At 44.0% G+C, this 21,532-nt stretch carries 15 protein-coding genes; 8 read left to right on the plus strand and 7 right to left on the minus strand.

Annotated features, from left to right (window positions below):
- Window positions 1-37 precede the first annotated feature (37 nt).
- From Q5H80_RS14975 to Q5H80_RS14985, 3 genes are all read left to right on the plus strand, one after another.
- Complete coding sequence (locus Q5H80_RS14975) at window positions 38-1,222, plus strand: glycerate kinase (protein WP_304570223.1); 1,185 nt, start codon at window positions 38-40, stop codon at window positions 1,220-1,222.
- A gap of 198 nt (window positions 1,223-1,420) precedes the next feature.
- On the plus strand, window positions 1,421-2,872 hold the full coding sequence (locus Q5H80_RS14980) for a catalase (RefSeq protein WP_304570224.1): 1,452 nt from the start codon (window positions 1,421-1,423) through the stop codon (window positions 2,870-2,872).
- 277 nt (window positions 2,873-3,149) lie between these two features.
- Window positions 3,150-4,022, plus strand: coding sequence for a patatin family protein (locus Q5H80_RS14985; protein WP_304570225.1), 873 nt, complete (start codon window positions 3,150-3,152; stop codon window positions 4,020-4,022).
- Between the two features lie 146 nt (window positions 4,023-4,168).
- Here the strand turns inward: Q5H80_RS14985 and Q5H80_RS14990 are convergent, their stop codons facing one another.
- From Q5H80_RS14990 to Q5H80_RS15005, 4 genes are all read right to left on the minus strand, one after another.
- Window positions 4,169-5,164 (minus strand): 2-hydroxyacid dehydrogenase, encoded by a 996-nt coding sequence (locus tag Q5H80_RS14990; protein ID WP_304570226.1) that lies wholly within the window; start codon window positions 5,162-5,164, stop codon window positions 4,169-4,171.
- 227 nt (window positions 5,165-5,391) lie between these two features.
- Window positions 5,392-6,195 (minus strand): ferredoxin--NADP reductase, encoded by an 804-nt coding sequence (locus tag Q5H80_RS14995; RefSeq protein WP_304570749.1) that lies wholly within the window; start codon window positions 6,193-6,195, stop codon window positions 5,392-5,394.
- 366 nt (window positions 6,196-6,561) lie between these two features.
- Window positions 6,562-9,696, minus strand: a complete 3,135-nt coding sequence (locus Q5H80_RS15000) for an efflux RND transporter permease subunit (RefSeq protein ID WP_304570227.1) — start codon at window positions 9,694-9,696, stop codon at window positions 6,562-6,564.
- 9 nt (window positions 9,697-9,705) lie between these two features.
- Window positions 9,706-10,488, minus strand: a complete 783-nt coding sequence (locus Q5H80_RS15005; protein ID WP_304570228.1) for an efflux RND transporter periplasmic adaptor subunit — start codon at window positions 10,486-10,488, stop codon at window positions 9,706-9,708.
- A 188-nt stretch (window positions 10,489-10,676) separates the two neighbouring features.
- On the opposite strand from Q5H80_RS15005, the gene Q5H80_RS15010 reads away from it, so the two are divergent.
- From Q5H80_RS15010 to Q5H80_RS15020, 3 genes are all read left to right on the plus strand, one after another.
- The gene (locus Q5H80_RS15010) at window positions 10,677-11,357 is read left to right on the plus strand and encodes a response regulator transcription factor (protein WP_304570750.1); all 681 of its coding nucleotides are present in this window, start codon (window positions 10,677-10,679) and stop codon (window positions 11,355-11,357) included.
- A gap of 59 nt (window positions 11,358-11,416) precedes the next feature.
- Window positions 11,417-12,685, plus strand: coding sequence for a HAMP domain-containing sensor histidine kinase (locus tag Q5H80_RS15015; protein WP_304570229.1), 1,269 nt, complete (start codon window positions 11,417-11,419; stop codon window positions 12,683-12,685).
- 195 nt (window positions 12,686-12,880) lie between these two features.
- Complete coding sequence (locus Q5H80_RS15020; RefSeq protein ID WP_304570230.1) at window positions 12,881-13,786, plus strand: acyltransferase; 906 nt, start codon at window positions 12,881-12,883, stop codon at window positions 13,784-13,786.
- A 103-nt stretch (window positions 13,787-13,889) separates the two neighbouring features.
- On the opposite strand, the gene Q5H80_RS15025 is transcribed toward Q5H80_RS15020, so the two are convergent.
- The 3 genes from Q5H80_RS15025 to glgX all read right to left on the minus strand — a co-directional run bounded on the left by Q5H80_RS15025 (window position 13,890) and on the right by glgX (window position 18,794).
- The gene (locus Q5H80_RS15025) at window positions 13,890-14,633 is read right to left on the minus strand and encodes a tRNA (adenine(22)-N(1))-methyltransferase TrmK (RefSeq protein ID WP_304570231.1); all 744 of its coding nucleotides are present in this window, start codon (window positions 14,631-14,633) and stop codon (window positions 13,890-13,892) included.
- 153 nt (window positions 14,634-14,786) lie between these two features.
- Complete coding sequence (locus tag Q5H80_RS15030) at window positions 14,787-16,529, minus strand: diguanylate cyclase domain-containing protein (protein ID WP_304570751.1); 1,743 nt, start codon at window positions 16,527-16,529, stop codon at window positions 14,787-14,789.
- A gap of 252 nt (window positions 16,530-16,781) precedes the next feature.
- On the minus strand, window positions 16,782-18,794 hold the full coding sequence (gene glgX / locus Q5H80_RS15035; protein ID WP_304570232.1) for a glycogen debranching protein GlgX: 2,013 nt from the start codon (window positions 18,792-18,794) through the stop codon (window positions 16,782-16,784).
- A 433-nt stretch (window positions 18,795-19,227) separates the two neighbouring features.
- Here glgX and Q5H80_RS15040 point away from each other — a divergent pair, with 433 nt between their 5' ends.
- Complete coding sequence (locus Q5H80_RS15040; protein WP_304570233.1) at window positions 19,228-20,556, plus strand: carbohydrate porin; 1,329 nt, start codon at window positions 19,228-19,230, stop codon at window positions 20,554-20,556.
- 80 nt (window positions 20,557-20,636) lie between these two features.
- Complete coding sequence (locus tag Q5H80_RS15045) at window positions 20,637-21,521, plus strand: MalM family protein (protein WP_304570234.1); 885 nt, start codon at window positions 20,637-20,639, stop codon at window positions 21,519-21,521.
- Window positions 21,522-21,532 lie beyond the last annotated feature (11 nt).

Raw genomic sequence — 21,532 nt, forward strand, 5'->3', positions numbered from 1 at the left:
AACTGACAAAATTTAATATTCTTTTGGAACTCTCAGTATGAAAATTGTTATTGCACCAGACTCGTTTAAAGAATCTTTATCTGCTGTATCGGTGGCGGCGTGCATTGAAAAGGGCTTTCGTGAAATCTTTCCTGACGCTGAATACGTGACCTTACCTTTAGCTGACGGAGGTGAAGGAACGGTAGATGTTTTGCTGCAAGGCTTGGCAGGGCAAAAGCGAGCACATCAAGTTGAAGGGCCATTGGGAAAATTGGTTAATGCTGAATGGGCGATGCTTGAACCATCGGAGCATAACCAGAACAAAACGGCATTGATTGAAATAGCTGCAGCATCGGGCTTGGATTTATTGAAACCAGAACAGCGTGATCCGTTGATTGCTTCGTCTTTTGGAACAGGACAGCTGATTTTGGAAGCGATAGAGCAGGGCGCTCAAACGATTATTCTTGGATTGGGTGGCAGTGCGACCAACGATGGCGGTGCGGGTATCGTTCAAGCTCTAGGTGGGCGCTTGTTAGATAGTAAAGGGCAAGATAGCAATGGACAAGAGCTTGGCCGAGGTGGTGCTGCATTAGCGGATTTAGCTTCTATTGATCTTACTGGCGTAGATTTTCGCTGCGCTGATGTCGATTTGATTTTGGCGTGTGATGTTGATAATCCATTGTGTGGTGATAAAGGTGCCAGCCATATATTTGGTCCACAAAAAGGCGCGACACCGCAACAAGTCTTGTTGCTGGATAAAGCGCTTGAGAATTTTGCTCAAGTTGCAGAAATGCAAGGTTGTGTCGGTGGCGATGAGCCTGTTTACAAGCGCGTGGGTTATGGCGCAGCTGGTGGCACGCCGATGGGACTTGGTTTGTTATTTAATATCCAAATTAAACCCGGCATTGAGATGGTGCTCGATGTTTTACAAGCTGATGATCTATTGAAAGGTGCCGACTTGGTGATTACTGGCGAAGGGCAAATGGACAACCAAACTCTGCAAGGCAAAACACCTTACGGCATTGCTAAGCGAGCAAGCCTCCAAGGTATTCCCACCATAGGAATTGCAGGATCTTTAGGTACTGAAGTCGAAGCCTTATATGATGAAATGAGCAGCTTGTTTGGAACTGTACGTTCTCCTCAACCACTCAATCAGGTACTGCAAGAAGCTGAACTAAACCTTACCAGAACGGCGAGAAATATCGCTGCGACTCTGAAAGTAGGTCATGCGATATTGAAATAAAGTGATGTTTGACAATTGGTTACTTAACATCATGGTTCGATAGGTTTTATAGATAGCAACGATAAATATAAACGATTATATTTTATTCCAGCTCAGGTCTATTCTTTACCCATAGTAATTTAGTGGTTTTAAATAGTGAACCCTCTTAAATTTAAGATGTGGCAACGATGTGACATCTTTAACCCTAAGGAATAGACCATGAGTAAAAAACTGACCACAGCTTCGGGTTGTCCTGTCGCTCATAACCAGAATGTTCAAACCGCGGGCAAACGTGGCCCTCAACTGCTTCAAGATGTTTGGTTTTTAGAAAAGATGGCGCATTTTGACCGCGAAGTGATTCCAGAGCGTCGTATGCACGCGAAAGGTTCTGGTGCTTACGGTACTTTTACCGTTACACACGACATCACCAAATACACTAAGGCCAAATTGTTCTCTGAAGTAGGCAAAAAAACCGATTTGTTCGCTCGTTTTACGACAGTGGCAGGTGAGCGCGGTGCAGCTGATGCTGAGCGTGATATCCGTGGCTTTGCATTGAAGTTTTATACTGAAGAAGGCAACTGGGATATGGTGGGTAACAACACGCCAGTATTCTTCCTTCGTGACCCCCTTAAATTCCCAGATCTAAACCATGCGGTGAAACGAGATCCTCGCACTAATATGCGCAGTGCTAAAAACAACTGGGATTTCTGGACTTCTCTACCTGAAGCGCTACACCAAATCACCATCGTGATGAGTGACCGTGGTATTCCTGCTACTTACCGCCACATGCACGGTTTTGGTAGCCACACGTTCAGCTTTATTAATGCAGACAACGAACGTTTCTGGGTGAAATTCCACTTCAAATCTCAGCAAGGTATTAAAAACCTGTCTGATGCAGAAGCCGGGCAATTAATCGGTAATGATCGTGAAAGCCACCAACGCGACTTGTTAGACAGTATCGACAACCAAGACTTCCCTAAATGGACGTTGAAAGTGCAAGTGATGCCAGAAGCGGATGCAGCGAAAGTGCCGTACAACCCGTTCGATCTTACTAAGATCTGGCCACACGCAGATTACCCATTAATTGAAGTGGGCGAGTTTGAATTGAACCGAAACCCGCAAAACTTCTTCGCTGAAGTAGAGCAGTCGGCATTCAACCCGGCGAACGTGGTTCCGGGTATTAGCTTCTCACCAGACAAAATGCTGCAAGGTCGCCTGTTTGCTTACGGTGATGCGCAGCGCTACCGTTTGGGTGTTAACCATCAGCATATCCCAGTGAACGCACCTCGTTGCCCTGTACACAGCTACCACCGTGATGGAGCAATGCGTGTTGATGGTAACTTTGGTAGCACACTAGGCTATGAGCCAAACAATGAAGGCCAATGGGCAGAGCAACCAGACTTTGCAGAACCAGCATTGAACCTAGATGGTGCGGCAGCGCACTGGGATCACCGCGAAGATGAAGATTACTTCTCACAACCGGGTGATCTGTTCCGTCTGATGACACCAGAAAAACAAGCGATTCTGTTTGATAACACAGCGCGTAACCTAGGCGGTGTGCCTAAAGAGATTCAACTGCGTCACCTAAGACACTGTTACAAAGCCGATCCAGCTTACGGCGAGGGCATTGGTAAACTGCTTGAAATCGATGTAAGTGAATTTAAGTCGTAATCAATAAACTCGTTTAAATAGTCAGAAGGCCGCTGAGTTAATCACTCTGCGGCCTTTTTGATCATTCTATGTATCAAGTTAGGTGTGTTCCGTGAAGTGTATTAGGTGAGATGTATTGATTGATATCCTATTAGGTGAGCCATACCAACTGTTTGAAATTAAGCACCATTTTTATTGATAGTTTTTGCCTATCAAATTAATAAACTCATCCCATTATATTTAGTTAGGGTAACGGATTATCCTACGGCTATCAGTTTATAAAGTAGAAGAGTTTGAGATGAGTAAGAGCGCATTAATCGTTGAAGGTGGAGCAATGAGAGGTATTTTTGCTGCCGGAGTGTTGGACGCCTTTATGCGAGATGATTTCCGTCCTTATGATTTTGCTATTGGCGTATCTGCGGGTGTGTCGAATCTGGTTGGTTACTTATCTCAAGCGCCAAAACGCAGCTACAACGTGATTACGACCATGGCGACCGATAAGACGTTCTTTAACCCAGCTCGCTTTGCTAAAGGTGGCAACTTGGTGGACGTAAAGTGGCTGTGGGATGAATCTAATCATCGTTATCCACTCGATTGTGGTGTGCTGTTCTCAAGTGTTCCACTGCTTGCTGCTGTGACTAACGTCGATACCGGCAATGCCGATTATTATCACATCAAGCCAGAAAACCTTTCTAACGTGGTGGAAGCTACCACCGCTTTACCTATCGCTTATCGTGAAACGCCGTGTTTCTCTGGTGGCTGTTACACCGATGGGGGCGTGGCGGATTCGATTCCGGTTCGCGAAGCCTATCGTCGCGGTGCTCGTGATATTACGGTGATTCTTTCTCACCCATTAAGCTACCGAATGAAACCGCAGAAGTATCAGTGGATGCTGAAAAAGCTGCTAAAGAAATTCCCTAATATTGCAGAGTCGATGGCGGTGCGTGCCGAAAACTATAACCAGTCTTTGGAGTTCATTCGTAATCCACCAAAAGATGCGACCATCAAGGTGATTGCGCCACCAGAAGCGTTCGCAGTGAAGCGTTTAACTATGGATCAAACGGTCTTGAATGCAGGTTATGAGATGGGTGTGAAAGCAGGGGAAGAGCACCTTGCCATTAGAAACGGTGTCTATGGCTTAGATACCGAAGATTGTCATTTCTGCGTTTAGAACTGTTTTTGAATATGGGGTAAACGAGAAGCCACGCTGTTCACTTAGGACTAGCGTGGCTTGATATTTTAGAAAACGATCTTTTATTAAAAAACCTGTTACTAAAACGATCTGTTATCAAAGCAGTTTGTTATTAATTCAGCCCGTTATTCGACTAATTCGTTGCCGCTGGTGTTGCCAGTAAAGAAGGCATCAACACTGGTTAGCGTTGTATTGGCAATGTTGAACAGAGCATCTTTAGTTAAGAAAGCTTGGTGACCTGTGAACAACACGTTGTGACAAGCTGATAGGCGACGGAATACGTCATCTACAATCACATCGTTAGATTTGTCTTGGAAGAACAGCTCTTTCTCGTTGTCGTAGACATCAAGGCCAAGCGCACCAATCTTGCTTTGTTTGAGCGCTTCAATTGCGGCTGTTGAATCAAGCAGTTCACCGCGACTGGTGTTGACGATCATCACACCATCTTTCATTTTGCCAAATGCTGTTGCATCCAACAGGTGGTAGTTCTCCTTGCTCATTGGACAGTGTAGAGAAATTACGTCAGATTCTTGATAAAGCTCGTCGAGTTCTACGTATTTAGCGCCCAGTTCTTTTGCCAATGGGTTAGGGTATGGGTCGTAGCACAAGATGTTCATGCCTAAACCTTTCAGAATACGCATGGTCGCTAGGCCAATTTTTCCAGAGCCGATCACACCAACGGTTTTACCGTGGAAGTTAAAGCCAACTAGCCCCTCAAGGGAGAAGTTCGCATCACGAGTACGTTGGTATGCCTTGTGTAGTTTACGGTTCAAACACATCATCATGCCAACCGTGTGCTCTGCTACCGATTCTGGTGAATAAGCTGGAACACGCACCACTTGCAGGCCAAGCTCTTTAGCTGCATCTAGGTCGACTTTATCAAAACCTGCACAGCGCATCGCAATAAGCTTAGTGCCGCCTTGCGCTAGAATCTCTAGCACATCTCGCGATAGGTCGTCGTTTACAAATGCACAAACCACTTCGTTGTCGTGCGCCATTTTTGCTGTTGTTGTAGTGAGTCGAAAATCGTGAAAATGAAATTCAGCGTTGAGTTCGCCTTTTGCAAGTTCAAATGATTTTTCGTCGTATGATTTTGAGCTAAAAAAAGCAATGTTGAGCATGGCTTCCTCTCTTACCTAAAATATAAATAATCCACCTATTCATTATCTGAAACGGGATTAAAACTAATAACTTTGTTCAGTGTGCTAGAGTTTTTTTCTCTTGTCTATCACCATTAGTCATTGTAATTACTATGGTTATTTTTTCTTTTATTGGCAACCGCCAGCTCAACAACAAGTCCGTCTAACGAACTATTTAGCTTTGTTTGCGAGCGCTAGATGGTTAATGATTACCAATAGTTCTCACTACTAAATTGACCAGGCTTCTTGCGTAAGTGTTTTTGTAATCCCAACGATATTAGTGCTTCGCTCGTGTCTCGAACCATTTGGGGATTACCGCAAAGATAGAAGAAACTATGTCTTTGGTTGATAGCGAGAGACGAGGCTCGTTCAAGGTCGCCTCCAAGTAACAAGCTTGGGATTCGTCCGCGCAAAGTTCCGGTGACTGATTCTCTAGAAATAATTGGCACATACTTAAGTTTCCCCTGAAAGTGTTCAACGAGTTGATTGATTCGATCTTGATACGTGAGGTCTTGTTCTGTTCTTACTGCGTGAACCAGTACAAGGTTGTTGAATGAGGCGGCTTTTTCCGAAGCCAATCCATTCTGTTGTTGTATCTGCATGCTTTCGAGCATTGAGATAAACGGGCCAACCGCAGTTCCGGTTGAAAGCATCCAGAGATCGTTGGCGATCTCCGGGATCTCATCTAGTGTCATAAATCCGCTTGGGTCTTTGCCGACAAAGATGTCATCGCCTACCTGCAACTTGTGAAGTTGAGGCGAAAGCTGACCGTTCTGATCCTTAATAATCAAAAACTCCAGATGTTGATGACCTTGTTCGTGCTCTGGCGCATTCACCATGGAATAAGCGCGTCTAATGAATTCGTCCTCGCTATTTAGTAAGCCAAGTTTCGTGAATTGACCTGCCTGATAAGGAGAAACAGGAGCACTGACTTGCAGCGAGAACAGCTGATCTGTCCATTGTTTTTTATGTAAGACTTTGCCGGTTACCAAACCATGAGGAATATCGGTCATATCATCACCTTTACGTAGAGAAGTTATCTCATTAAGGATACTCAACTATTTACACTTTGGAGTTGCATGTACCATGCCACCAATGAGAATGCTTATCAATAGTGATGAGCTGGTGGAAATTAACTTAAATGATGTCAAATAGACTTTAGTTTGTTGAGTCTAAATGACATGTAAGAGTTGTTTTTTTTGTGCTGCATGCGAAAGTATGAAAGTGAGTCGTGGAGAGTAAGAAAGGTGGGTCGTGATAAATAAAAAAGAGCGCCATTACTTTAATTGCTTCAAAGTAGTGGCGCCCAAGGCAGTAAAATAAAATGGTGTAGATTCAGTGCCGCGCTATTTGCTCAGGGCGGCTTAATTAAGAGTAAGTTAAGACTCTTTAGGTTGTGATTTTGCGAAACATAAGCCGCATAAACTAGGGATAACGAATAGGACGATTGGCAGTGAGAACAATAATCCGTAACCTAACGTTAATGACATTGGCCCCATGTAAACATCGGTACCCCCTAAGCCGTAAGCCAATGGTAGCAAGCCCACCACCGTTGTGATTGAGGTCAGTAAGATCGGTCGTAAACGGCTTACTGATGCCTCTATGATGGCCTCTATTACTGGATGGCCTTCCGCTCTTAACTCATTAATACGATTGATTAGCACCAGTGAGTTATTGACCACCACGCCAGTCATACCAAGCACGCCGATTAAGGCAAACATCGACAAAGCTTGCATGTGAACTACTAGAGCCATCAATGCAGCAATGACCGCAAACGGAATCACCGCCATAACCAGTAAAGGTTGAACCAGTGAGTTGAACATAACTGCTAGTACAAAGTAGATCGCTATCATTGCTGCTGGGAACGCGACCAAAAAACCGCTCATGGTTTCATTGGTGCTTTCTGCCTCACCACCAATATCGATACTGACATTTTGTGCATATTGACCTTGAAGTTCACTCAACATTTGATCCGACAGAACAACGGAGCTGACCGTGTCATCGGTGATCTGCGCCGTAACCGTGACTTCACGTTCTGCGTTGTAGTGTTTAATCAAACGTGGTGCTTCAATTTGCTTGACCTTCGCCAAGCGGCTAAGAGGCACTTGGCGACCATCAGGGGTGAAGATCTTAGTGGTAGCCAAACGTTGGATATCACGGTATTCCTTTTCCAGAATGACTCGAATATCGACCTCTTGATCGCCTAGCCATGTTGATGTCACAGACTCGCCCTCAAAGGCTAAGCGCAGTGTGGTGGCCAAATCTGACACCGTCAGGTTGTATTTTGCTAACCATTCGTATTGAGGAACAATACTCAGTTGAGGATCTTTCAAGGCCTCATTATTGGTCACGCCAGCGATACCATGCTGTGTCGATAGCCATTCGCTTGCGATAGTGACGGCATGGTTACGTTCTTGTTCAGTACCACCTAATACTCGCATTTCAATGGGTTCGCCCGGAGGAGGTCCGCCGGCATCGACAGAGAATTTAACGAACATGTCTTGTTGAAGATCTGCAAGCTGCGTATTCAAGTCGACAATGATTTGGTCAGCGGTACGTGCTCGTTGCTCGTAACTCGTGAGTATTAACAAGCCCGTACTAACGGGTGACGCATAACTGAGGTTGTAAGATACCCTCTCATTACTTGGTAATGCGGCTATTGCTTCTTCTATCGCTAAATGCGCATCACGTACTTTATCTAATGGTGTGCCAGGGTCGACCTCGGTATAAATGTCGATGTACTTGGCGGCTTCCGCTGGGAAAATATCGAGCTTAAGTGTAGTAACCAAGCCCGCAGACAAAGCACTGGCAACTAAGGCTCCTGCAATCACAGATTTCTTATATTGAATGCTATTTGTAAGCCACGCTTTATAGGTACGACTGACATTCGAAAAACGGTTTTTCTCTGAAGAATTATGGTTGTCGTTTTTGCTTTTCTTAGATTCTAGAGCACCGCTTAAATGGGCTGGAAGCGTGAATGTACATTCTGCCAATGAAAACAGTAACGCAGCGATGACGGTAATTGGGATAACCACGACCACTTTACCCATGGTTCCCGGAATAAAGAACATCGGAATGAACACGAGTGCTGTGGTGGTTAAGCTCGCGATAATTGGTTTAATCACTCTCTGGGTGCCTGAAATGGCGGCTTGCAGAGCGGTCTTACCTTGTTCTTTTTCTTGATAGATACTTTCAGCGACGATCACCGAGTCATCAACGATTATGCCGATCACCAGCAATAAAGCGGCGAGGGTAATACTATCGAGGTTGAGCCCAACAGCTGGCAATACAATCATCACACCCAATATACAAAACGGGATCGACATAGAAACCCAGAAGGCGACCTGACGCTTCAATATCAGACTAAGTACGGCTAACACAAGCACCAAGCCAATGGCACCGTTGGTCGATACAATTGAAAATTTGTCATTCATATCGTCGGCGAGGTTCAAGCCGTATTGGAAGTGGTATTGACCATCAACCTTAGCCTGTTCTTTTTCCAATAGCGCTTTTACGTTGTCTACAGTGGCTATGATGTCGGCACTGGCACTGTTGGTTATCGAAAACAGTACTGCTTCTTCACCATTGATTACGCCAAGCTGTGATGCTCTCGCAAATGTATCTTCAACAGTAGCGACGTCAGAAACCTTGATGACTGAGCCATTGGGCAGCGCTTTGATGACGATATCTGCAATTTCTTGAGCACTATGCACTTGAGTCATGGTGACAATCTTTTGTTCATTGACCCAAGATTCGACTACGCCTCCTGATTGAGAAAGGTTACGTCGATTAATTGCTTGGCTAACCTCGTCAAAAGTTAATTGGTAACGGCTGATTTTTTCTGGTGCGATTTCCACCCAAAACTCACGCTCGTTGTATCCAGACAAGCTCACGCTACTCACACCTGCAACGGCGTTAACTCGTTTCTCTAGTTGATATGCGTATTGCTGAAGGTTTTGCGCTTGTGCACTGTTCTCTAGTTCTAAGCCCTTTAACACCAAGCTCTCTGACATTAAGCTCTCAGAACTTGAGCTCTCTATCTCAAGGTTAGCACCGTCATTTTTTGCTGCGGCATTGAGGCTGACCCCAAAGGTGAGAACTTCAAAAGAAGATGTCTGTTTTTGAGTGACCACAGGTGGCGCAGTGATATCTTTGGGTAAATTACTGACGCGATCGACAGCCTGCTGAATATCTCGCAGAACCTTTGCGGCATCTTCCCCCGGCAGTAGTTCTGCCTCTATGTAGGAGATGCCATCACTGGATTGAGAGGAAAAGTAATTCAGCCCCTGTACGCTGCGCAGTTCTTTCTCGATGGGGTTGGTGATATTGAGTTCAATGTCTTGCGCTGTTGCGCCCGGATAGGAAGTTTCTATCTCGACCGTTTCAAAAGCAACATCCGGATATTCTTGTAACTTAAGGGTATACATTGAAGCGGCGCCGAGCATCAGTACCATGATAGTGACGATTCGAGCCAGAAAGCTGCGCTGCGCAAAATAAGCGATAATTGATGGCATAAGTGATTCCTATTGATTCAACGCGAATGCAGTAACCTTGGTCGATGCATGAATCGACATCCCAGGTTTGAGTGCGTGATCGGGATTACTGATGTCAATTTCTACTGGGTAGGCCATCGTTTGGCTATCCACTTCCACACCGATGCGATTAATTGTGGCAATGACTTTGGCTGCTGGATTAGCCTCAGCCCATAGCTCGATGGATTGCCCAACATTAAGGTCATTGATGTCGTATTCGCTAGCAAGCAAACGCACCGTTAAGGTGTCGATATTCACTAGCTTGTAGAGTGGGTCGCCTTGATTTACCCAAGCGCCATTTTCTGCACTTCGGCTTACCACAAAGCCCTCGATGTCTGATGTGATAGAGGTGTCGGCTAAGTCTTGTTTTGCATTGCTCAATTCAATTTTTGCGAGTGTGAGTTTTGCTTTAGCACTCAAATAGTCGGCATTGGCGATGTCGAGTTCATTCTGAGAGAGACTATTTTTCTGGCGAAGTTCAACATAACGTTGGTATACAGATTGTTTGAGCTGCAAGTCGGCTTGAGCCAAAGCGAGGTTTGCCGTTTGGGTTGCAACAGCTAGGTCGAAGTCTTGTGTTTTTACTGCTGCAATCAATTGTCCTTTCTTAACGCTGTCTCCAGAGTCTAGATTTGCAACTTGTACGACTCCACTGACTTCGGCTACGACGTTGAGTGGTGATTTGCTGACGGTTTGTCCAATAAGATCAATAGCGTATGCTGATGGTATGGCTACCGCATAAGTTAAAAGGCAAGCAAGTAGTATTGGTTTCATAATCAATTCCCGATGTTTCAATAGGGATAGTATGAAATGGTCAATGTCGAGTTTATGTCAAAATGGATGTGAAAGAGTGATGATCAATGTCGAATTTCATTGGTGTAGCTTATCGTTAAATTCGACATTAATTCGACCTAGGCTCATTATGATCTCAGTAGTGTGAATCGCAATAGAGCGAGTAGATGATGCTGTCAGGTAAACAAATTTTAATCGTTGAAGATAATGACGAGTTGCAGGGTATTTTGGCCGACTTTTTAGAAGTGAAGGGTGCAGAGGTCGATTTCGCTGACAATGGTGAGCTAGGCTTGAAGCTGGCGCTAGAAAATGAGTTTGATGCCATTATTCTCGATGTGATGATGCCAAAGAAAGATGGCATGCAGGTAGCTAAAGAGTTACGCGAGAACGGATGCAGTACACCAGTATTGATGCTTACGGCCTTAAACGGGCAAGAAGATTTGTTGAAAGGTTTCGAGAATGGCGTCGATGATTTTGTCAGTAAACCTTTTAACTTCCCGGAGCTCGAAGTTCGACTTAGTGCCCTGATTAAGCGTTATAGAGGAAAGGTAACAGCAGGCAAGTTAACGTTTGGCGATCTTGAAGTTGATGAAAAAACGAAAGCAGTTACTCGTGCAGGGAAAAGGCTGATCACGACACCTATCATGTATCAAATACTGCACGCACTGGTCAAAGCCCAAGGAGAGGTGGTCTCTCGTGATGCATTGATTCATCTTTTATGGGGGGAAGATATCCCCGATAAGGATGTGTTGCGTAGCCACATTTATCTACTGAGGAATACTGTGGATAAATCATTTGAGCATTCAATGCTCAAAACGGTACCCAAGTTTGGCTATCGTCTTGAAAAGTAGCACGATATCTTTATTGCAATGAACTCTGCATTACTCAGTCAAATAAGGTTGTGAATTCGATGAGATGGTTTAACAAGCCCAAAACGAACAATATTGCTCAAGTAAAAAGACGCTTGATCACCACCTTTGCCAAAATTGCTTTGTCTACATCCTTTATTGTGTTTCTCGCGTTCTCATTTCGTCTCGTGATTGCTGAAGATACTCAAATTGAATTACACCTTAAATCTTTCGAACGTATTGCTATAAAGCACTATGAGTTGGTGCAAGATCCAGTTGCTCAAATGAGCACTTCTGTTACGGCTTACTTTAACCCTGAATACCTACCTGAGGTACTTCAAGCCGATCTACCATACTCAGAAGGGCAGGTAACTCGGTATCGGAAATATTCTGATCAAGGCATCTTGATCTACTACGTCAATTTTGAATTCAAAGGTCATACAGTTCCGCTTTACCTTACGATAGGCGTGCGTTCTATTGATTTTGGTGACGATAACTGGGATGCATTGATGGCTATCTCGATGTTGCTCGTATTGTTTCTGGTTTTGATACTGAATTTTTCGGTTAAGCGAATGTTTGATGGTTTGATGAGGCCCGTGACGGAACTGAGCGAACAGCTCAACTCTGGCGTTAACCAAACATTTTCAGTATCAAAGCATAGTATTGATGAACTTAAGCAACTCACCAATGAACTCAATCAATACAAGCAGATGCGGGAACGAGTGTCTAAACAGGAGATGATGTTTGCTAAGTACGCCAGTCATGAGCTAAAAACCCCGATAGCGATTGTGCTTGGTGCGGCTAACCTGCAAGCGATGAAAGACGATCCTGAATTTCAAACTAAACAACGAGAGCGAATTCTAATCGCAGCGGAAAACATGCAAGCCACCGTGGAAATTTTGCTCAACATTGTGAAACAAGAAAACGCGAACGTGGTGACAGAGATGTGGCGCGTCGATGAAAATCAACTCAAAATCTCGGAGTTCATTAAGAATCTGAATCCTGAGGTAAATTTCGAGTTGAACGTTTCTGAATCGGCTCAGGTTAACTTCCCTGTAGCAGTACTTAATATGATACTCAAGAACTTAGTGAGCAACGCAATCCGCTTTACTGAGAAAGGTTACATCAAGATCAGTATCCGTTCTGACGAGATCTCTGTTGAAGATTCAGGTTCAGGGCTAATGCAGACCAATGAAACAGAGCATGGGTTGGGTTTGTTAATCGTGAAGCGTTTGTGTCGTGCTTATGGTTGGGAATTTGAACTAAAGGATAATAGTAATCAAGGTTGCACTGCTCGTCTATTTCTAGAGATGTATGTACAAGATAAATAATCATTGGGAAAGTAATGGTTGCCAAATATTTCTTTAATATGTTGTTATGACTGCTCGTACCTGCATTTTGCACTCTAATTATCTGCATTAATAAACCATAGTGGCTTAACCCGTAGGGCATTCAACCAATTACTAAAGAGAATATTTTATAGATGAGTATAATGGCGGCTTTCGATCTCAATATAGCCGTGTTTTATGCTTGATAACCTTCGTATGGTGTTGAACGTATTGTTCGTGACCATCAATACCGCAATGACTGCGTTTACTGTGAGCTTCTTTGGCCTCATCAAACTGATTCTTCCAATCTCTACTGTTCAAAAGTCATGTACTCGTTTAGCGAATTTCACGTTTTGGTGTTGGGCGTCGCTCAATCTTTGGATGTTGAACGTGAATAACGATATTGAGTGGCAAGTGGAAGGTGGGGACGACATCTCGACCAAGCAATGGTATTTGATGATGTCGAATCACCTCAGCTGGGCAGATATCGTGATCTTGTCTTCGGTCTTGAAAGACAAGATGCCGATGACCAAGTTTTTCCTTAAGCATGAATTGCTGTACGTTCCTTTTGTTGGTTTGGCTTGTTGGGGCTTGGATATGCCTTTTATGAGACGTCACTCGCGTGAGTTCTTGCTGCGCAACCCAGATCGTCGCAATGATGACTTTGATGCAATTAATAAGGCATGTACTAAGTTCAAATGGGCACCGACAACCTTGGTGAATTTTGTGGAAGGGACTCGTACAAACCACGAGAAATTGGCGACAGCGAAAACACCGTATCGACACCTACTTAAGCCAAAAACAGGTGGGGTGGCATTTGCTCTATCGGCAATGGGCCCGATCTTAGATGGTATCGTGGATGTCACACTGGCTTATCCAGAAAATCAGGTTTCTCCGTTTGAAGACATGCTGAAAGGTAAAATGACCAAGGTGGTGGTGCGTATTAAACTGCACCCAATGGATGAGAACGTGAACGGTAATTACTTTGAAGATAAAGCGTTTAAACGTCGTTTCCACAGTTGGTTGAATAGTACATGGAAAGAGAAAGATGACTTTCTTGATACGGTATACATTGATACGGATTCTGGAAAAGAAGAACGGTAAGTTTAACCCAAACCGATAGCATCAAAAAAGCCGATAGTTCACTGAACTATCGGCTTTTTCATTGAATCAGATTGATAAGTTATAAAGTAAGTACTTGCTGCCGTCAAATCGCTTGGTAAGCCTCAATGATGTGCTTAACCTCACTGGTTTTGCCTTGCTTCTCTTGTCCTTGATGGATGCGCAAGTAGTGCTGCAATGTTTTGGCTTTGTATTGCTGTGATATTTGCTTTTGTTGTTCACAGTTCGGAGTCCAGATCTTGTCACCGACGCTTGATATCTCAGTTACCGTTCGGTTATTGCCGTTTTCACCTTGATTTTTGTCGCTTTCACCTTGGTTATTGCTGACCAATAAAATCTCGTAGTAACGACGGTTCTCTTCAATTAACACTTCATCAATTAGGCCGAAATTGAGCGCCTTTAAATGATTTCTTAGATCGAACTGCTGATGAACCGGGCAAAGCAAAAAATCGATCGCTTTATCTGGATGCTTGCAATGAATATCGTCGACGAGCTTTTGTGTTAGGTCGCCTCCCACACCCGCAATAATGACTAGATGTCTGCCAGTGTGCTTTTCCAATGGAATCGCTGCGACATCCAAGCAGTAGACTTGCCATTGGCTGGTAATCGCTTGTTGGTCTGAATTATCTTGGGGAAAGTAACGAGTTAGTTTGCCTTCCAGTTCATTCATCAGAGAAGGGACAATATCGACAAAATGAATCTGCGGTGCTTTGTGGTCAGATAATAGCTGAACACCCAAGAAGCCGTGATCACAACAACAGTCCCAAATGTGTTGATAGTCATTGCTGACAAGGGAGTGGAGAGTTTGCAGTCGGTTACTTAGCTTCATAAGGCTCGTGTCGTTAGAAAAGGGTATTGTTGTATCGAACGCGCATTGTAATGACTTTCCATAAAAACAAAAGCACCTAGGGGATTAATCCTAGGTGCTTTTTTGTTATCGGTATCGTACCAATCGGTGTGATACGAGCGTGTTAGCTAATGTCTACGACGCTTTGGCAACGGCTCTGATGTGGCCTTCCACTCGATTTTTTCCAAGTTGTAGTGCGATTAACTTTGCTTGTTCCGCAAGGGCTAAAGCAGAGTCTGTTTCGCCTTCTATTTGCGAAAACCCGACGCTGATACTAAGTGACAATGTGATATCCGGAGTAACTATGGTTTTCTCGGCGATGCTGACTCGACATTGTTCCAATTGGTGCTTGGCATCTTTCGCATCATTCGCTTTGAATAAAACGGCGAACTCCTTGTCCCCAACTCGAGCAAGGCAAAGTCCTTTTGGCTTAGGGAAGTAAGAACGCATCGCTTCTGCGGCAAGCTTTATCATCTTGTCGCCAATCGCTTCACCGTAAGCTCGATTTACGTGGTCAAAGTTATCGATGTCGAGCAGAGCTACATAGATATCGGGTTCGCATGCGTAGTTGTCGATCGCGATGTTGAAACTACTTTTGTTGTCTAACTGAGTCATGAGATCCTTACTACTTAATTGATGGTGGAGCAGTAAGTTAGACAATGAGACTTCGGTGTAATCTTTGATCATTCGTAAAATACTTTGGCTGATCGGCAGGGGCGCATTGACGTAAATCACCGCGATTAGCTGGTTACGAGAGTGCAAAGGGATACAGTAGTGGCGTTGGAGTAATTTGAGTTTACGTGCCAATGGATCCGCGTATTTGCTGTTTCGATAAGCCATGGTCTCGGGAGCAAATCGCTCAGCAAGGGCTTTGTCAGAATGTACCGTTGATTTGTTTCCATGATAATCGATGGTACTGAATGAATGGCTCTCTGCTTGATAAAGGCAGAATTGAATGCCTTTTTGATAGGTAAAGCTATTGAATATGGCTTTTAACTCTCGTTTAAAGCTGGCGAGATCATCAACTTTATTCAGTTGAGATAACGATATGTTCAAGCGGTGAGCCAGGTAGTGCGCGCCAATCCATAATAGAAGCAGTGACCCGAGTACCACGCCAGTTAGCGTAAATTGGTGTGAGCTGGTGAGTATGTCGTGACGATCTGTGCCCGAGACGAATACCCAGTTTAAGCTGTTGTCAGCATCAAATACCGTTATTTTGAAGTTATCTTGATAGTAGTACTCGTGTTGGCCGACGGTCTCACCTTGCGAGAGCTGGTGGCTGATGCCTGCATGATAGCTGATGGATTTGGAGCCAATGCGTTTCGGATCAGGATGGAAAACCAATCGTTCGGTTGCTCGATCAACCACAAATACATAGCCACGGTCTAATGTTTTTAAGTCTCTCAAACCTTGCGTGGTATGCAAAAGGTCAAACTCAATCCATATTTCTTTGTTCAACGTTTCCGTCGTGTGTTTGATCGCGAAAACCCAACGACCATCGGGTTTTTGATAGGTAGAAGAGATGTAAAAACCTTCTACAACACTATCTATTGAATTCCACTGGATGGCGTCGATCTGCTCATTAGAAAGAGGCAGGCCACGAGTTGAAATATATTGTTGGGATTGAGGCTGGTATTGAACAATATCGGAGAAGTTAGGTGTTCTCTTAAGAATATTGTCACTGATGTCTCTGAATTTTTGTTCACCGACTGGGCCTGATGTAGACAAGCTTAAACTGGTTTCCAAAAAATAGAGTTTGCCGAATGTGGCTTCGATGTTGGAATTGATGATGGAACTTGCGATACGAATATTTGAAAGTGATTGTTCGGTTGCTGTCGTTTCTACTTTTTCAAGTTGAGCAGCAGCAAGATAGAGCATCCCTCCAGTTAATAAAATAATGTATGGTTTAAAAAGCCGAATTAATGTTTTAGGTAAAGCCATGATATCCAAAGACGTTATAGATTCATTTTTATAGTACGGCCATACTAAACAGTTTTCGTAATCACATCAATGCAAAATGTTCCATATAAAAAATTGAGTTTGTGACGTTCAGCTAATAAAAAAGCCAGTCATAAACATAACTGGCTTCTATGGCTTCGCGCATTCTATTAAGCTGGTTTGGCTTTTACCCTAAACCGAATCAGTCTTGTCTGGAGATGAGTTTGTTTTAGCTATTAGCTTATTTTGAGTAGGAGAATAGTGCAAAATCGCCATTGAAACGGGAGATAACAGCATTTCACCTTCGGCATGACCCGGTTTCACGTTTCGCAAGTTGGTATCACAGATGGTTACCCAGTCTTGCTTACGGTCGCTCGGTAAAGAAAATCGAGCAGGTGCGTTGGTTTGGTTGATCAGATAAATCAACTCGTCGCCATCTTTACCTATGCCTAAATGTAAGGCTACGGAGCTTAAACGGTTCCAATCATCATGTTCCATGAGTGTGCCATCAACACGGCTCCAGAATATACGGTTAGAGTTACGTTTATCGCCACTGAACGCTTTGATAAACGGCACCATGTATCGCTGACGTGCGGAGATCATCTCAGATAACCAAGCCTTGAAGTAAGCCTTACGCTCGGAATCTTCCCAGTTGAGCCAGCTGGTGACGCCGTCTTGGCAGTACGCGTTGTTGTTGCCATTTTGAGTATGAGATAACACATCGGCCGTCAAAATATGCGGAATACCGAATGCAAATAACAGGCTTGCCATGAAGTTACGCTTTTGCTTTTCACGTGTTGCGATAACCAAAAGGTTTTCTGTGTTGCCTTCTACACCATAGTTTTCAGATCGATTATCACCGTGTCCATCACGGTTGTTCTCACCATTTTCTTCATTGTGCTTATGTTTATAAGAAACAAGATCTTGCATGGTGAAACCATCATGATAGGTGATGTAGTTGACGGTTAATTTGTACGGCCAGTGTGCGGCACTGTAGATGTCACGTGAGCCCATTAAGCGAGTCGCAAACTCTTTCAGGTAGCCTTGATCACCGCGCCAGAAGCTACGAGTGATGTCTCGTAGTTTGTCGTTACACTCATTCCACCCCAACGGAAAATTGCCAACTTGGTAGCCATTTGGTCCGATATCCCATGGTTCTGCTATTAACTTGGTTTCTTTCAATGCCGGATCTTGGGCAACAGCTTTGAAGAAAGCAGCCTCAGGATTGTAGTTATCGCCTTCGCGCCCCAGTGTTGCTGCTAGGTCAAAGCGGAAGCCGTCGACTTGGAACTCACTCACCCAGTAGCGCAGTGTATCCATGACTAAGTTAAGTGCTGGTTGATGGGTGAGGTCGACCGTATTACCACAACCTGTGAAGTTCGCGTAATGACAGCCATGCTTAATGTAGTAGCGACTATCGAGTGCTTTTAGGTTGAAGGTTGTGCCGCCTTCCCCGCCTTCTGCTGTGTGGTTGTAGACGACATCGAGAATGACTTCGATACCGTTGCGATGCAGTTCTCGAATTGCGGTTTTGAGTTCAGTAACGGCGTCTTTCTCTGCGTAGCGTGGGTCTGGCACCATAAACAAATATGGATTGTAACCCCAATAATTCACTTTCCCCATATCCAATAGGTGGGGTTCATGCATACATGCAGCAATAGGTAAAAGTTGTAGAGAATTGATGTTTTGCTGTTTGTAGAATGCAAGCATTTCGGGGCTAACTAACCCCAAGTAACGGCCTTTTGTATTAGCCTCGACTTCTGGGTGAAGTTGAGATAGGCCTTTAACATGGGTTTCGAAAAGAACGGTCTCTTCGCGGCTAATACGCGGCTTTTCGACATCTTGCCAATCGAACGTGTCATCAACCACGATGCATTTTGCCATCGAAAAGCTTTTTTCATTGGTATATGGCGTTGCGTAATCGAGCGGTTCGCTTATTGCTTTAGCGTAAGGGTCGGAAAGTAAGATCGGGCCATTATCAGTTTCAGCAATGAAACCGTATTTTTGCCCGGCTTTAATACCATCAACAAATACATATCTGATATCAGCGTATTCATTTTCCAATTTATAAGTGGTGAACTCATCGTTCTCGTCAAAAAGAGCGAGAGAGAGGGATTTACAGTCAGGAGAATAAATTGAGAAGTTGCAGCCAGTGTTACCTAGCGTTGCGCCTAGTGGATAAGGGCGAGCGAGCGTTCTAGTCATTGCTTGATTTCTTGTTCGTTTATCAACATCAGTGAACTATTAGTAAAAGGCTTTGTCCCATTAAGGTCAAGCAACTTCAGAGAATAAATTTTGTTGAAAAATAATTCATCGATGAAGTTCAAATTATATATTTGAAGTGGATCTCAATTAAGGTGAATAATTAGATCTGTGTGCTGTCTACTCCTCCTAGATTAAGTGATCCAACCCTGTAAAATACCATTCTGTATAAATTCTACTCCCTTCTCATCCCCCTTGATTTAGTTCGGGGTGGAGGAAGTCAAACTTGTCATCCTCTCTTAATATTGACTCCGTTGAAACGAATCAGGGGAAACCCTAAACCTCTCTATCTTACGCCCACCATTACTGCCTTTGGTTGTCGCAAGAGAGCAAAAATATAAAACCTAAAAATAAATCGTCCTTAATGGAGTTAAGAATGAAAAAAGTAAGTTTGATTGCTGCTGCAGTGGCTTCTGCACTTGTCGCTGGTTCAGCGTTCGCAGAAAGTGAAGTTGCACTTGATGTAACAAGTGGTGACTCTTCAATGGAAGTAGAGGTGAAAAACCCTACTGACGTTATCACTGATGGTTGGGAAGTTCATGGTTACATGTCTTCTAACGTTCGTGTTGTCGACGGTAAAACAGTAGACACTGAATTCGGTAAGCCAGATTACAAAACAGCGGGTACTCACGGTAAGAGTACTAACCAAGTTGAATTTGTAGTTAAGAAGCACTCTGAATACCAAAATGGTGTGTGGGCTGATTATGTTCTTCGTACTGAATATGGTAATGGTAATTCTTACGCGTATTCATCTTCGGGCAGCCAAAAAGCCAACACTACTGCACAATTTGAAGTGAAAGAAGCCTTCGTTGAGCTAGGTGGCATTCTTGGTGAAGAGACTTCTATTTGGGGTGGTCAACGTTTCCTAAACCGTGCAGCAGGTATCTTGTCTGGTGAGTTCTGGAAACAATCATCTGGTATTGGTGCTGGTATTCAAACTAAGTTAGGTGGCAATACTGCTGGTATCGCATACGTAATGGCTGATCCAGACGCTGGTTCGGCAAAGCCTGGTGCTGAGCGTACGACAGCGTCTTCTATCGACTTATATTACTACGGCGTAGATGCAGGTATTGGTTCTCTAGATTTCGATTTGAAATACGGTCAAAAAGTGGTGAACGGCGGCGAAGATGAAGACGGCATCGGTGCAGCTGTAACACTAAACACAAGCTACTACGGCCTAGACGGTTGGACTCAAAATGCTATTGCTTACGGTTCAGGCGTAATGCAAAACCGTGGCGTAAACTTCGGTGGTTGGTCTGGCGGTAATGACGATGCAGAGTCTCTATTCTTGACTTCTTACGGTGTACTAAACATCTCGGAAAAATGGCAGCTTGGTACAGAAGCGACATACATCACAGCTCTTGACGAACTTTGGGGCGCTAAAGGCCTAACTCGTTATATTGTTGCTGCCCGTCCTTCTTACAAACTGAACGACAACATTCGTTTAGAAGCTACAGCTTCTTATGCGCATGAAGAAGGTGATGAAGGTTACTGGGGACGTTCTGGTGATGATGTAGAGAGCGATATTCTTAACTTAGAAATTGCAACAGCATTTACAGCGAACTCAGACTACTTCGGTCGCCCACAAGTTAAGCCTTACATCAGCTACATTAAAGCTGATGATGAAGCAAGTGCTAAACAAATTGGTATCGATAACGGTAAAGACCAATTTGTATTCGGTGTGCACACTGAAATTTGGTTCTAAACCATTTACAGTATAAGGCAGCCATTGGCTGCCTTTTTCCGTTTTCCCCCCAACAACAACCAATAGTAAGAGAGATTACAATGACAAATAAAAGCTCTATGTTAGCCGTGGTACTAGGTGCCTTGCTAAGCGGTTGTGCTTCCGATGCTCAGGTTCAAACTAAACTCGATGCACCTACCAATGCAGAAGTATGCTGCAGCGATTTTTCGCAGTACCCATACGCACAATTGAATGATAATGAAGATTTAAAATTTGATATCGACCTGGGATCACCCGTCGGTACATTTACAACAGGTAATAGCCACTTTGCAGCGTTCAAGTTCAGCGAGCGCTCAGGGGAGATGGTCGTTAAGCTATCGAGCTTGATGATCGATGATTCAGTTTTTGCTCCAGAAGCCATGCTTCTAGATGAAAACTTTAAGCCAGTGCAAACATTGAAGTTTGAAGACTTTAAGGTTCAGGCATCCGACGCTTTTACTCGTACGAGTTACATTGAGCGCTTGCGTATTGATGCGAGTAAGACACCTTATATTGTTATCTACACGCCTGCTGATGAGCTTGGCAACAGGGTGAAAGTTGATCACCCGGCGAAGGTGCGAGCCAAAGAATTTGGTGAAGTGATGCCTATGGTCACCGATCCGGTATACACGAATCAATTAGGTGGTCGTTTAGAGTTAGAAATTAAAACTTTAAAACTTCGCCCTTACCGAGCTAAACCTGCCGTAGCGCCAGTCGCTGCTGTTGCGGCTCCTGCCATTCTGGCAACGACTACAGCTGTAGCACCGAAGAAAGCAGACACGCAGATTCGTGTTCAACAAGAGACAAAAGACTTCTATTTATCCGCTATACAAAATGCGGTGAAGTCAGGTGATATACCGAAAGCTTTAGGTTTGTTAGATGAAGCGAAGGCGCTTAATGTTGAAGGTGCACAAGAAGCTTTTGTGCGAGCTGTTAACGCAAAATAGCTTAACAGCTA

Source organism: Vibrio sp. SNU_ST1 (assembly GCF_030563405.1).
Lineage (GTDB): Bacteria > Pseudomonadota > Gammaproteobacteria > Enterobacterales > Vibrionaceae > Vibrio.